Raw genomic sequence first — 13188 nt, 5'->3', positions numbered from 1 at the left:
CGGCGTTTTCTGGCGGACTCAGGACTCACAGGCCTTTGCGTACGGCACACATTTAGCGAAAGCGGTGAATGCACGTGGTCATTTCTTCAAAACGTGAGTCAAGCTTTGCCTAGCAAGCGCCCCGCCCCTATCGGCTATCACCGATCATTCCCGAGCCGGGTCGAATTGTTTCTCGCGGATGCACAGCAGCGGAATCATGCCGCAAAGGAAATACGCAGCACCGACGATCAGGAAACCGACACCGATCGAGCCCTGGCTGGCGAAGAAGCCAATGGCAGCCGGTGAGACCGCTGCACCAATACGCCCGATATTGTAGGCACCCCCAACCGCAGAGCCACGGAACTTGGCCTCGAAGCTTTCCGTCATGTACGTGGCGTTGACGCTGTAAGGCACGCCATAGAGGAAGCCGAAGACAATCAGCAGCCAGAGAATGTTTTCCGGCTGGTTGAACAGCACGATGATCGGCAGGAACAGCGCCGTGCCCAGGCAACCAGCGGCAAACACCTTGCGCCGCCCGAACTTGTCCGCCGCCATGCCGGCGATGACCTTGCCGAGGATCGAAGCGGTGTAGGTGCCGACCAGGAACGTGGTCATCTGCTTGAACGCCATGCCCAGCTCGGTTTCCAGGTAGCTGGGCATCCAGTTGTTGACACCGTAGTTACCGAACTGCAGGAAGCCGGCGGTCAGTGACCAAAGGACGAACATCTTTGCGGCATTAGGGTTGGCGAAGATCTGTTTGTACTTGCCGCCCTCTACGCGCTCACGCGCCTTGCGCTCTGCGCGATCAGCACTCTGCAGGCGGGTCCAGGTAGAAGGTTCCGGCACCATCTTGTGCATCAGCACGGCCAGAATCACCGGCGTGACGCCCACGAAGAACAACGTGCGCCAGCCGTAGCTTGGCAATATCCAGGCAGCGAGCAGCGTTGCAACGATATAGCCGACCGACCAGCCCGCTTGCAGGCTGCCAAGAACGGTATTTCGAAACCGGGTAGGTACGTACTCGGCCATGAGTGTATTACATGCAACGTACACCGAACCCAGGCCGAGGGCCGAGACAAAGCGAATGATCGCAAACTGCACATAGTTCTCGGTAAAGCCCAACAGTCCCGTACCAAGGCTAAACAGCAGCACACTGAGCACCACGGTACGTACCCGCCCGAGACGGTCGGTCGCCCAACCACCGTAAATGCCCCCAACAGCCATGCCGGCCAGGGTGCAACTGCCGAGCATGCCAGCCTGCAGGCCAGTCAGGCCGAATTCCGCTTTGAGCGTGGCCAGGCTATAAGCCAGGATCATGACATCGGCGCCATCGATGACCATCGTCAGGAAGCAAAACACGAAGGCTGTGATCCAGGTCCGCTCGGTGGACGCGGCGGTGACCCCGGCGGGGTTAGGGTTGTGCATGTTTTATCCTTATTATGGCGGGTTACGGCGTGCCTGTTCCGGCACTACACGGCGCTGCGGCAACAGCGCGAGCGGCGGGCACAGCCCACCGCCAAAGGCCGTCACAACCTGCGGTAAAACCTGTATTCACGCAAACGAAAAAATATCGGGCCTGCATTCCCGATAGGAATGGCCTGGTTTACAAGGCGCAAGCCGCTGTCGCTGACGACTTGGCATGCTGTGGTACAGCAGGTGCATGTACCTGAGGCCAGGCATGCGAAAAAGTCAGGCAGCGATTCGGTTAATTCGTTTGCCAGGACGACGCGTCACCGTGATCAATGCAGGCCTCGAATTTCCCAGGAGGCTCACCATGGACCCGGTCCGTTTCATGCACCCCGACGCAATCCGCGCGCTTTTCAGTAGCGCCCTGTCAGCGATGTACAAGCAGGAGGTACCGCTGTATGGCGATTTGCTGGACCTGGTCGCCGAAGTCAATACCCAGACCCTGGCCGCCCAGCCCGCGTTGGCAGAACGACTGCGTAGCAGTGGGGACGAGCAACGCCTGAGCGTGGAACGCCATGGCGCTATCCGTGTTGGAACGGCCGAGGAACTGCGAGGCTTGCGCCGACTGTTCGCGGTCATGGGCATGTCGCCAGTCGGCTACTACGACCTGAGCATCGCCGCCGTGCCGGTGCATGCCACTGCGTTCCGACCGATCGAGGCCGCATCGCTGCGCGCCAATCCGTTCAGGGTGTTCACCTCGCTGTTGCGGCTCGAATTGATCGAAGACCCACAACTGCGTGAACAGGCCTGCCAGTTGCTGAACGCGCGGACCATTTTCACCCCTGGTGTAATGGCGTTCATCGATCGCCACGAACGTGACGGCGGGCTTACCGATACGGACGCTCAAGCGTTCGTCCAAGAGGCCCTGGAAACCTTTCGTTGGCACCAGAGCGCGACGGTCAGTGCCCAGCAATACCGCGCTCTGCATGACCAGCATCGCCTGATCGCTGACGTGGTGGCGTTTCGTGGGCCGCACATCAACCACCTTACGCCCCGCACGCTCGACATCGACCGCGCGCAGGCCCAGATGCGTTCGCGCGGCATGACCCCCAAGGCAGTCATCGAAGGGCCACCGCCGCGCCAATGCCCGATCCTGTTGCGCCAGACAAGCTTCAAGGCCTTGCAGGAAGCGGTGACCTTCGCTGGTGGTGATGGAGCCCCGGGTCATCACACGGCTCGCTTCGGAGAAATCGAGCAACGAGGCGCGGCGCTGACACCTGCGGGCAAGGCGCTGTATGACCGGCTGTTGAGCCAAGCCCGGCAAGCCCTGGGCGCAGCACCCTGCGCAGATAACGCTGAGCAGTACGCGCACATACTCAACACAGTATTCAGCGCTTTTCCTGACGACTACGCCTCGCTGCGCACGCACAAGCTCGCTTACTTCAGTTACTACGTGAGGGATGCGACCAAAGCGCGTGGGACGAATCTGGAAGCACTGATCGAACAAGGTGCAGTCGGCTTCGAGCCATTGGTGTATGAGGACTTCCTGCCTGTGAGCGCCGCCGGGATCTTTCAGTCCAACCTCGGCGACAGCGCCAAAGCCGAGGCCATGACGCAAGGTAACCAGCAGCAGCTGGAGGCAGCACTGGGTGCACGCGTGATCGACGAGACGACTCTGTACGCCCAGGCCCAGGCGCAATCCATCGCGTCCTGCCTGCACGCGCTTGAAATCCCGGCGACCAGCGCATAGATTGGCCGACCGCCCAGCCGCCCAGCCGCCCTGGCCCAGGCGGCTCGTCCGGCCTGCCTGGCCATAGTTTTAGGTGATGCCTGCAAGCCATGCACAAGAAATTGCTTCCGTCCATGATGTCGCTGCAGTGCTTTGAGTCCACTGCCCGTCATGCCAGCTTCACCCTCGCCGCCCGTGAACTGAACCTGACGCAAAGCGCCGTCAGCAAGCAGGTCGCTCAACTTGAGCAGATGTTGCAGCGCCGGCTGTTCAATCGGTTGCGTGGCGGCTTGCAACTGACCGCCGTGGGCGAGCTGTACCTGAGCGAAGTTGGCAAGATTCTGAGCCAGACGGACATCTCGACGCGCTTCATCCTGACGTTCGATGGCCAGGCAGAAACCTTGAGAATCGCAACTCAACCGACATTCGGCTCGCGCTGGTTGATTCCTCGGTTGCCGGCATTCAGCGCAGCGTTCCCGCACGTACGGCTAAGCGTGCGCAATGAGCTGGAGCCATTCGACCTGTTGCAGGCCAAAGCGGACGTTGCATTCTTCTATGGACGCGGCACCTGGCCCGGCGCCCAATGCGTCGAGCTGTTTCGCGAAGACGTCGTGCCCGTGTGCGCCCCTGCTCTGCTGCTGCACCGGCCGCTGAAGGCTATCGATGACATTCACAGCCATACGCTCTTGCAATGCGTTTCGCGACCCGAGGCTTGGCATGACTGGCTGGGTGCCCAGGCAATGACGTCCAGAAACAGCTACAGGGGCCCGCAGTTCGACACCTTCGACCTGTGCATTCGCGCGGCGATCGCAGGCTTGGGTGTGGCCTTGGTACCCAGGTTCATGGTGACAGAAGAACTGCAGCGCGGGGCCTTGTTGATCCCCCTGCACTACTATGCACCAAGCCCGGATGCTCATTACGTGGCCTATGCGACCCAGAGTCACGATTCACCGAAGATTCGCAATTTCGTGGACTGGGTGTGCGAGCAGACGCCTTGAGCGGACCTACGTCCGGATCTCATGCACCTTCGATGTTGCAGATACAGTCAGCCACCTTACATGACCGGGGTTACCACCTGTCCGCCATGTAAAGCATGCCGCCACCCAGCGCGGTCAGGAACAGCCCTCCCAGCACGTCTGTCAGGGGGGCTTGGCCATGAATGTACGCTTCGATTTGAGTGGCAAGATACAACACGGCCAATACCAGAACCACGGCCGATATGCGTCGCTGAATCTTGAACCTGGATTTTTCGGGGCCGATCCACCACATGCGCGTTTTCCTTGGGCGGGGTGAGTACTGAACCTTAGCTACATCATGGGCCCTTAGCCAATGACCAGACGTGAACGCTGCCGGCCAGTGACTGGTTTGAAGGGTAGACACACTGCGCCAGCAGAGCAGTATTACAGGGTCGTCATGAGAAACGCCGCAAAGCCCTTGGCCACGCGCCAGGGCTTCAAGGCGGACAAGTGATCGAACACTCGACTGGAGTTGCCTGCCAGCCCTGCAAGTACAAGGTAAACGACCCACTTTCGCAGCGCCCTTGAGATTTTTCTTTTCATGACTCGAAACAAAGGGCACGCCTCGGGGAAATTCTGCCGCTTGAAGCGAAGAAGCCCACATCATGCTGGGTTCCAACGTTGCTCTTTTAATCGCACGGGCTTGGGTATGAATAACAACATCCGACCCATGGCAACCGAAGGGCAAAACCCATAGGCATTAAAAAAGCCCCGCAACCTAAATGGCTGCGGGGCTTTCGAATGGTGGAGGCCGAGGTCGGAATCGAACCGGCGTAGACGGATTTGCAATCCGGAGCATAACCACTTTGCTACTCGGCCTCAAAGTCAGGATCTAGCAGCTTACGCTTCGCTATCTCCCCGAAACACCGCACCTTTAAAGCTTGCTGCGTTTCGATGGGCGCCATTATGTCTACATTCACGTAACCGCGCAACCCCCTGAACGAAAAAAAAATTTAGCAGGTTCAAGGTGTTAGCGCAGGCGACCGAGTTTGCTCCACAAACCTACCAGCGTATTCTCCACAGTGCCGCTGGCTGCCATGCCGATACGCTCCTGCAGGCTCTTGCGCTCTGCGAAGTGTAGGTGGAACAGGTTGGCACTGCGCGCGCGCTCGCTGAGGTATTCATCGCTGGTCTGCAACGTATCCACCAGCTTGCGGTTCAGCGCTGCAATGCCCAGCCACACTTCGCCGGTGGCCACTTCATCGATATGCAGCTGGGGGCGGTAGCGGGCGACGAAGTCCTTGAACAGTTGATGGGTCACATCAAGGTCTTCCTGGAACTTCTCCCTACCCTTTTCGGTGTTTTCACCCAGCACGGTGAGGGTGCGCTTGTATTCACCGGCAGTCAGCATCTCGACATCGATGTCGTGCTTCTTCAACAAGCGATTGATATTGGGCAACTGTGCCACGACACCGATGGAGCCGAGCACCGCAAAAGGTGCGCTGATGATCTTCTCGCCAATGCAGGCCATCATGTACCCGCCGCTTGCAGCCACCTTGTCGATGCACACCGTCAAGGGGATGCCGGCCTGGCGAATGCGGACCAGCTGGGAGGCAGCCAGGCCATAGCTATGTACCAGCCCGCCCCCGCTTTCCAGGCGTAGTACCACCTCGTCTTGAGGGGTGGCGAGGGTGAGCAGTGCGGTGATTTCGTTGCGCAGGCTTTCCGTTGCAGATGCTTTGATGTCGCCGTCGAAATCGAGCACGAAGACCCTGGCTTTTTCTTCTGACTTGTCCTTGCGGGTTTTCTTTTCGGTCTTGGCCTGCTGCTTGCGTAACGCCTTGAGCTGAGCCTTGTCGAACAGGCCTGATTCCAACCGCTCGCGCAGGTCCTTGTAGAACGCGTTCAGGCGGGTAACCTGCAATTGCCCACCCGGTTTGCGCCGCCCTTTACCGCGCAAGCCGGCAATGGCCGACAGCACGATGAGAACAGCGATGACCAGGGTGGCGGTTTTGGCGAGAAAGCTTGCGTATTCGGCAAGAAACTCCACGGTGACTCCTTCGATAGCTGCGCCAGAGGGCGCGTGAATGGTACAAGCATACCGGTGCACCTAAAGCGCTGCCAGGGGATGTAAACGCTGGCAATACCTTTCAAACGACCTTTTCAAACGCTTGTATGTTTTTCGTTGACAGCGCCGTGCACCGCACCCTAACCTCGGCAGCAACCTTCAATGGCGGAAGCGTTCGTGGGCAACCTCTACCTGATTCGACATGGCCAGGCCTCCTTCGGCGCACAGGACTACGATGTGCTGTCGCCCGTTGGCGTGCGCCAGAGTCAGGCGCTGGGTGAGCACCTTGCTCAGCTAGGGGTACGGCTGGAGCGATGTGTGGCGGGCGATCTGCGTCGCCAGCAGGACACTGCCCGCCTCGCCCTTCAAGCAATGCAGGCCGGTGGCAACGCCGTGCCGGCTGTTGAGACCGACGCGGCTTTCAACGAATTCGACGCCGATGGGGTGATCCGTGCGCTGTTGCCTGGTTTGTCGATAGACGAACCCAACGCGCCAGCCATCCTGAGCAACGTCGCGCAGCACCGCAGCGAGTTTCAGCGCCTGTTCGCGCTGATGGTGCAACGCTGGCACTCAGGAACCCATGGCAGCGACGAGTTGGAAACCTGGGAAGCGTTCACTGCCCGCGTGCGCGAGGGGCTGAACCGCGTGCTGGACAGCGCAGGCAGTGGCGACAACATTGCCATTTTCACCTCCGGTGGCACCATTGCCGCCTTGCTGCACTTGGTTTCAGGCATTACCCCGGATCAGGCATTTGCCTTGAACTGGCAGATAATCAACACGTCGCTGAGCCAATTGAAGTTCAGAGGCCGCGACGTGGCATTGGCTTCTTTCAACAGTCAAGCCCATGTGCAACTGTTGAGGACGCCGGAGCTCATCACCTACCGGTGAGCCCGGCCTGTTGTGTCCCTGCGGGGACGTGAAAATCACTCTATAAGGAATGCGCCATGACCTCCGTAGCTGATGCCGTCAAAAAGATGCAAGAGAAATTCAACCCATCCGCTGCCCAAGGCCTGGACCTGGTATTCGGCTTCAACATCACCGATGAAGACAAGCACTACGCCCTGATCGTCAAGGACGGCACCTGCCAATTGCAGGAAGGCGAGAATCCAGACGCCAACTGCACGTTGGTAATGGACAGCGAAACACTCAAGGGCATCGTCAGCGGCGAAACCGACGGTATGCAGGCTTTCATGGGCGGCAAGCTGCGCGTGGAAGGCGACATGATGCTGTCGATGAAGCTCAGCGAACTGTTCCCATCCTGAGCAGCATCCTTGGATGACCCTGAACCGAAGCCCATAAGGCTTCGGTTTTTTTTGGTCTGGCGCTTACCGGCACGGCAAGCATCAAAGGTGTTGATCGACCGGCAACACCCTGGCCAATAGCGACCTGGGACGCTTGTCCCAACCGAGCGCAAGCATTAGATTGCAAAATAGTCCGAGTGATCGAGAATAAGGAAAACCCATGACGCTCACCGACCAGTCCACGCAAGTACGTTCCGGCGAGGAGCTTGACCTGGCAGCCATCGACCGCTACCTCAAGGCGCACATTGACGGCTTGACCGGTGCGCCCGCCGTCAGCCAGTTCCCGGGTGGTGCGTCCAACCTCACCTACCTGGTCAAATACGCTGACCGAGAACTGGTCTTGCGCCGTCCGCCGTTCGGGCAAAAAGCCAAGTCGGCGCACGACATGGGGCGTGAGTTTCGTATTCTCAACCAGCTCAACAATGGGTTTCCCTACTGCCCCAAGGCCTATGCGCACTGCACCGATACCCACCTGATCGGCAGTGAGTTCTACGTCATGGAGCGCGTCAAAGGGGTCATTCTGCGCTCGGACATCCCCACTGCACTTAACCTCGATGCTGCACGCACCACGGCGTTGTGCAAAAGCTTCATTGACCGCTTGGTGGACTTGCATCGCGTGGACTACAGCGCCTGCGGCTTGAGCGACCTGGGCAAGCCGGACGGTTACGTGCAACGCCAGATAGAAGGGTGGGCCAGCCGCTACGACAAGGCCATGACCCCCGACGCACCGCGCTGGGAGCAGGTCAAAACCTGGTTGCGCGAGAAAATGCCTGCCGACCACGTCACACCTGCAATCGTGCATAACGACTACCGGTTCGACAATGTCATCCTGGATGCCGACAACCCGATGCGCATCATTGGCGTGCTGGACTGGGAAATGGCCACCTTGGGCGACCCCTTGATGGACCTAGGCAACAGCCTGGCGTACTGGATCCAGGCAGACGACCCGGCGCCGGTACAACTGATGCGTCGTCAGCCGAGCAACGCGCCGGGCATGCTTACCCGGCGCCAGTTCGTGGACCATTACGCCGAGCGTGCAGGCATCGACCTGGACAACTTCGATTTCTACTACTGTTACGGTCTGTTCCGTCTGGCCGGCATCGTCCAGCAGATCTACTTTCGTTATTTCCATGGCCAGACCCAGGACAAGCGTTTCGCCCAATTCATTCACATGAACCGGCTGCTGGAGCAGATGACCTTGCAGGTCATTGCCAAGTCCAGCCTTTGATCACCAACGCACCTTACGACAACAAGGGACCAGCAGCATGCCGCAGACCCACCTGTTCGACCTTCAGGGCAAGATCGCTTTTGTTTCCGGGGCCAGCCGAGGCATTGGCGAAGCGATTGCACACTTGCTGGCGCAGCAAGGTGCACATGTGATCGTCTCCAGCCGCAAGCTCGAGAGCTGCCAACACGTTGCCGAAGCCATCATCGCTGGCGGCGGCAAGGCCACAGCAGTGGCGTGCCACATCGGCGAACTGGAGCAAATCCAGCGGGTATTCGCCGGTATACGCGAGCAGTTCGGACGCCTGGACATCCTCGTGAACAATGCCGCGACCAACCCGCAGTTCTGCAATGTGCTGGACACGGATCCGGCGGCATTCCAGAAAACCGTGGATGTGAACATTCGCGGCTATTTCTTCATGTCGGTGGAAGCAGGCAAGCTGATGCGCGAGCACGGCGCCGGCAGCATCATCAACGTGGCCTCGATCAATGGCGTTTCACCTGGCCTGTTCCAGGGCATCTATTCGGTGACCAAGGCGGCGGTTATCAACATGACCAAGGTGTTTGCCAAGGAGTGTGCGCAGTTCGGGATTCGCTGCAATGCCTTGTTGCCGGGCCTGACTGACACCAAGTTTGCATCGGCACTGGTCAAAAACGAAGCCATCCTCAATACAGCGCTACAGCAAATCCCCCTTAAGCGCGTGGCAGACCCGAAGGAAATGGCCGGGGCTGTCCTGTACCTTGCAAGCGACGCCTCCAGCTATACGACCGGGGCGGCGCTCAACGTGGACGGTGGCTACCTGTCCTGATCAGGCTTTGACGGCTGTCAGGGTATAGCTCAGCGGTAGGCGGGCCGGTTGCTCGCGCAGCCGCCACTCCCCGTCCGGGCCCTTGGCCATTTGCCCCGGCAGCGCTTCCCATGGCACGCTTTGGTGTTCTAACAGCGCTGTGAGCTGCAACCCGTTGGCCATCAGCGCGGTGATCAACTCGCCCAGCCCGTGGTTCCACTCATGGGTTTGGGTGTTCGCCAATCGCTGCGAGGTGGCCACATAGGTCTCGTCGCTCTGCCATACAGTTGGCTGCTCGCATTCGAAATAGGGATAGTCGAGCTGCAGGCGGTCCTGATGGCTTTCATTGACCGCCCAGAGCATGGGGTGCCCCTCGCGCAAGAAAAGCCGGCCGCCGGGTTTGAGCAGGGCCGCCACGGTCTGTGCCCACGGCGCGATACGGGGCAGCCAGCACAGGGCGCCGATGCCGGTATAGACCAGATCGAACGTACCTGCTGGCAACACCTGGGCTGCGGCGTACACATCGGCCTGATGGTAGTCGATGGGCATAGCGCACAGGGTCGCCAGCCGCTTGGCCTGCGCCAGGGAGGCCGCAGAGAAGTCCAGGCCGCACACATCGGCGCCCAGCCGGGCAAGCGAGAGCGTGTCTGTGCCGATGTGACACTGCAGGTGTACCGCTCTCAGCCCCTCGACATTGCCCAGCATCGGCAGGTCGAACTGAACTGTCTGTGACAGGTGCGCAGGGTGTTGGACGTACTGATCGAACTGGTAGTCCTGTGAGGCTGCGTGCAGCGGTGCGCGCTCGTCCCAATTGGCCTGGTTCAGCTGTAATGAAGGGTTCACGTCGACATCCTCGATGGGCGATGCCGCAGTCTAGCGGCCGATGCCACACACCTGGCAGCGTTCTGATGCAAAAAAGTGTAAAGCCCTGGCTCGCACGTTACCCGTCAGAGACAGGTTGCGGCCGCCGCCCGGCGCTGCAACGAGACGCCGTTGTCGTTCTGTGTGTAGTAATCGATACGCGTACCGCCGTCCTGCGGGTAGACATCGACGAACGTCTCGGCCTCGCGGGTATAAACCGTAAAGCCGCCTTGCTTGCGCGGCTCCAGGTAGCCGCTGGCGTCCTGGCCGAATACGCGCTCTTCCTGCCACCCGTACTGGATGCACTGGGCAACGCGTTCAGGCGCTTTGCGCGAGTTCATGTGCGTAGTGGGTTGGCCGCTGCGGGCCGCATCCATGGTCGCAGAAGCACAACCGACCAGCAGCACGGCTGCGGCCAGGGGCAAAATCACACGCATGGTCCATCCTCTAAATCATTAAGAAGGAGGCGACTCTAGCACTGGCATGGACGCGAGTGAATTGTGGTGCGACTTCCGCTGTCTTAGCACAAACACCACGCAACAAGGAAACCGCCATGAAACTGCACTACCTGCTCCTCGCTGCCCTGCCCTGCCTGCCGATGGTCGCCACTGCAGCAACGTCCACCGACGATAGCGTGCAGAATTCGGCCACCCACAACCGTGAACTGAAAGAAGGCGATAAAGCCCCGGATCAATACAAGCGCGACGAAGCGGCCATCAAGGACTGGAAAGCCAAGGGCCTGCCGGCACCGGAAAAAGAAAGCCATTGGGTACGCATGGGCGATCGCTACGTCCTCGTACAAACGACCAATGGCGTGGTTCTGGCCATCCAGCACGTCAAATGACCCATTGCTCGGCGGGTGTCAGGCACCCGCCGAGCAAGCCCCCGCATCGCCTCTCCTCGTTAAACACTGCAATACATCAACACCTCGTACACGCTCAGGTGGCACACTACCGGCTATTGTTCATGTGCCCTGTGTGAAGGAACACCTCTCCCGATGAATCTAGAGCTGACATGGGTGCTGGCCCTGCTTGCCATTGTCGTTGTGCTGTTCATCATCAACCGTCCACGCATGGATGTCGTAGCGCTGCTGGTGATCGTAGCGTTGCCACTGTCGGGCGTGCTGACGATCGACCAAGCGCTGGCAGGTTTCAGCGACCCGAACGTGGTGCTCATCGCTGCCCTGTTCGTCATCGGTGAAGGCTTGGTGCGCACCGGTATCGCTTATCGCATCGGTGAATGGATGAGCGAACGGGCAGGCAACAGCGAGGCGCGCCTACTGGTACTGCTGATGGTCGCGGTGGCCGGCCTGGGTTCGGTCATGAGCTCCACGGGGGTAGTGGCCATCTTCATACCGGTCGTGCTGAGCATTGCTGCGCGCTTGAAGCTCTCTCCCAGCCGCCTGATGATGCCGCTGAGTTTTGCCGGCCTGATCAGTGGCATGCTCAGCCTGGTGGCGACCCCGCCCAACGTGGTGGTGCACAGCGAACTGGTACGCCATGGTGAACAAGGCTTCTCGTTCTTCAGCTTCACGCCCTTCGGGTTGGTGGTCCTGGTACTGGGTGTGGGCTACATGCTTCTGACGCGACACTGGCTCAATGGCGAGGTGCGCAAGGACGGACGTGTCGAGACCCGGCGCACGCTGCTGGACCTGGTTCTGGACTACAAGCTCAATGGTCGCGAGCGTCGCTTGCGCATTCGCCCCCATTCACCGCTGATCGGCCATACCCTGGGCGAGCTGGAGCTGCGTACCCGCCACGGAGCCAACGTCATCGGTATTGAACGTCAGCACAAGTTCACCACGCGCGTTATTGCGCCAGACTCCAACACCGTGCTGCACCAGGGGGATGTGCTGCTGCTGGACCTGTTTGCCAACCGCGACGATCTGCGCAGCCTGTGCCACACCATGCAACTGGAACCCTTGCACTTCAAGGCCGCCTACTTCATCGACCAGTCCCAGGAGGTAGGCATGGCCGAGGTGTCCCTGCCGCCGGGCTCGCAACTGATCGGCAAGAGCATCCTGGAGCTTGGCTTTCGCTCGCGTTACGACCTTAACGTAGTGGGCTTGCGGCGCGACCAGGCGGCCGTGCAAGACCAGTTGGTCGAAGAAAAGCTGCGTCTGGGCGATACCCTGCTGGTGGTCGGGCCGTGGAAGGCAGTACGCCAGCTACAAGGCAAACCGCGCGATTTTCTGGTGTTGAGCTTGCCGGCCGAGGTCGATCTGGTGGCACCTGCTCGCCGGCGCGCCCCCCAGGCGCTGCTGAGCCTGGCGGTGATGGTTGGCTTGATGGTCAGTGGCGCGGTCCCCAATGTCATAGCAGCGCTCATTGGTTGCCTGTTGATGGGCGCAGGCCGCTGCATCGACATGAACAGCGCCTACCGTTCGATCCATTGGCAAAGTCTGATCCTGATCGTGGGCATGTTGCCCTTTGCCCAGGCCTTGCAGAAAACCGGTGGCATAGACTTGGTAGTCGGGGCGCTGGTGAATGTGCTGGGCGACGCCGGGCCCAGCGCCATGCTGGCCTGCCTGTTCGCGGTCACGGCTGTGATCGGGCTGTTTATCTCCAACACGGCGACCGCGGTGCTGATGGCGCCGGTTGCCATCTCGACCGCGGCGCAGCTGGGCATGTCGCCCTACCCCTTTGCGATGACGGTGGCGCTGGCAGCCTCGGCGGCCTTCATGACGCCGGTGTCTTCGCCGGTGAACACGCTGGTGCTGGGCCCAGGGCAATATCGGTTTGCGGACTTCGTGAAGATAGGGGTGCCGTTCACGCTGTTGGTGATGGGGGTCACGGTGGTCATGGTGCCGTGGTTCTTCGGGCTGTGAGGTTGGCGGCACGCGCAAAACCTTCCAGCTGGGCAGATTGACATCAAC

Annotated in this window: 13 protein-coding genes and 1 tRNA gene; 8 read left to right on the top strand and 6 right to left on the bottom strand. The window is 60.0% G+C overall.

Annotation, left to right across the window (positions count from 1 at the left end; genetic code table 11):
• Window positions 1-144: 144 nt before the first annotated feature.
• Entirely contained in the window at window positions 145-1404 is a 1260-nt protein-coding gene (locus tag FS777_RS07575; protein ID WP_145254798.1) for an MFS transporter, read from the bottom strand.
• A gap of 349 nt (window positions 1405-1753) precedes the next feature.
• Between FS777_RS07575 and FS777_RS07570 the strand changes: the two genes are divergently transcribed.
• Entirely contained in the window at window positions 1754-3136 is a 1383-nt protein-coding gene (locus FS777_RS07570) for a VOC family protein (protein WP_078478379.1), read from the top strand.
• An 89-nt stretch (window positions 3137-3225) separates the two neighbouring features.
• On the top strand, window positions 3226-4113 hold the full coding sequence (locus FS777_RS07565) for a LysR family transcriptional regulator (RefSeq protein ID WP_058637829.1): 888 nt from the start codon (window positions 3226-3228) through the stop codon (window positions 4111-4113).
• A gap of 70 nt (window positions 4114-4183) precedes the next feature.
• On the opposite strand, the gene FS777_RS07560 is transcribed toward FS777_RS07565, so the two are convergent.
• The 3 genes from FS777_RS07560 to sohB form a co-directional block, all read right to left on the bottom strand.
• Entirely contained in the window at window positions 4184-4384 is a 201-nt protein-coding gene (locus FS777_RS07560; RefSeq protein WP_058637830.1) for a hypothetical protein, read from the bottom strand.
• A gap of 492 nt (window positions 4385-4876) precedes the next feature.
• A tRNA-Cys gene (locus tag FS777_RS07555) sits at window positions 4877-4950 on the bottom strand.
• A 151-nt stretch (window positions 4951-5101) separates the two neighbouring features.
• Window positions 5102-6121, bottom strand: coding sequence for a protease SohB (gene sohB / locus FS777_RS07550; protein WP_058637883.1), 1020 nt, complete (start codon window positions 6119-6121; stop codon window positions 5102-5104).
• A 195-nt stretch (window positions 6122-6316) separates the two neighbouring features.
• Here sohB and FS777_RS07545 point away from each other — a divergent pair, with 195 nt between their 5' ends.
• The 4 genes from FS777_RS07545 to FS777_RS07530 all read left to right on the top strand — a co-directional run bounded on the left by FS777_RS07545 (window position 6317) and on the right by FS777_RS07530 (window position 9473).
• A complete protein-coding gene (locus tag FS777_RS07545; RefSeq protein WP_078479408.1) occupies window positions 6317-7027 on the top strand; it encodes a histidine phosphatase family protein in 711 nt (236 codons plus the stop codon).
• 56 nt (window positions 7028-7083) lie between these two features.
• Window positions 7084-7401: an SCP2 sterol-binding domain-containing protein gene (locus tag FS777_RS07540; protein ID WP_027916140.1), complete on the top strand. Its 318-nt coding sequence runs from the start codon at window positions 7084-7086 to the stop codon at window positions 7399-7401.
• A gap of 199 nt (window positions 7402-7600) precedes the next feature.
• The gene (locus tag FS777_RS07535) at window positions 7601-8668 is read left to right on the top strand and encodes a phosphotransferase family protein (RefSeq protein WP_058637885.1); all 1068 of its coding nucleotides are present in this window, start codon (window positions 7601-7603) and stop codon (window positions 8666-8668) included.
• 37 nt (window positions 8669-8705) lie between these two features.
• Entirely contained in the window at window positions 8706-9473 is a 768-nt protein-coding gene (locus FS777_RS07530) for an SDR family oxidoreductase (protein WP_145254795.1), read from the top strand.
• Here FS777_RS07530 and FS777_RS07525 read toward each other — a convergent pair whose 3' ends face one another.
• Complete coding sequence (locus FS777_RS07525; protein WP_145254792.1) at window positions 9474-10295, bottom strand: bifunctional 2-polyprenyl-6-hydroxyphenol methylase/3-demethylubiquinol 3-O-methyltransferase UbiG; 822 nt, start codon at window positions 10293-10295, stop codon at window positions 9474-9476.
• A gap of 104 nt (window positions 10296-10399) precedes the next feature.
• Window positions 10400-10750, bottom strand: coding sequence for a hypothetical protein (locus FS777_RS07520; protein WP_058637888.1), 351 nt, complete (start codon window positions 10748-10750; stop codon window positions 10400-10402).
• Window positions 10751-10866: 116 nt separating this feature from the next.
• Between FS777_RS07520 and FS777_RS07515 the strand changes: the two genes are divergently transcribed.
• Window positions 10867-11157 carry an RcnB family protein gene (locus FS777_RS07515; RefSeq protein WP_058603420.1) on the top strand — a complete coding sequence of 97 codons (291 nt, stop codon included), beginning with the start codon at window positions 10867-10869 and terminating at the stop codon, window positions 11155-11157.
• A gap of 153 nt (window positions 11158-11310) precedes the next feature.
• Window positions 11311-13140, top strand: coding sequence for an SLC13 family permease (locus FS777_RS07510; protein ID WP_145254789.1), 1830 nt, complete (start codon window positions 11311-11313; stop codon window positions 13138-13140).
• Window positions 13141-13188 lie beyond the last annotated feature (48 nt).

The sequence above is a fragment of the Pseudomonas sp. DE0157 genome, assembly GCF_007678615.1.
Taxonomy (GTDB): Bacteria; Pseudomonadota; Gammaproteobacteria; order Pseudomonadales; family Pseudomonadaceae; genus Aquipseudomonas; species Aquipseudomonas parafulva_B.
This window is presented reverse-complemented; position numbering and strand designations above follow the sequence as displayed.

Bases quoted from the DNA above. Each gene is read 5' to 3' on its own strand.
- FS777_RS07540 (WP_027916140.1), top strand. From the start codon at position 7,084: ATGACCTCCGTAGCTGATGCCGTCAAAAAGATGCAAGAGAAATTCAAC.
- FS777_RS07575 (WP_145254798.1), bottom strand. From the start codon at position 1,404: ATGCACAACCCTAACCCCGCCGGGGTCACCGCCGCGTCCACCGAGCGG.
- FS777_RS07515 (WP_058603420.1), top strand. From the start codon at position 10,867: ATGAAACTGCACTACCTGCTCCTCGCTGCCCTGCCCTGCCTGCCGATG.
- FS777_RS07565 (WP_058637829.1), top strand. From the start codon at position 3,226: ATGCACAAGAAATTGCTTCCGTCCATGATGTCGCTGCAGTGCTTTGAG.
- FS777_RS07535 (WP_058637885.1), top strand. From the start codon at position 7,601: ATGACGCTCACCGACCAGTCCACGCAAGTACGTTCCGGCGAGGAGCTT.
- FS777_RS07570 (WP_078478379.1), top strand. From the start codon at position 1,754: ATGGACCCGGTCCGTTTCATGCACCCCGACGCAATCCGCGCGCTTTTC.
- FS777_RS07510 (WP_145254789.1), top strand. From the start codon at position 11,311: ATGAATCTAGAGCTGACATGGGTGCTGGCCCTGCTTGCCATTGTCGTT.
- FS777_RS07530 (WP_145254795.1), top strand. From the start codon at position 8,706: ATGCCGCAGACCCACCTGTTCGACCTTCAGGGCAAGATCGCTTTTGTT.
- FS777_RS07520 (WP_058637888.1), bottom strand. From the start codon at position 10,750: ATGCGTGTGATTTTGCCCCTGGCCGCAGCCGTGCTGCTGGTCGGTTGT.
- FS777_RS07560 (WP_058637830.1), bottom strand. From the start codon at position 4,384: ATGTGGTGGATCGGCCCCGAAAAATCCAGGTTCAAGATTCAGCGACGC.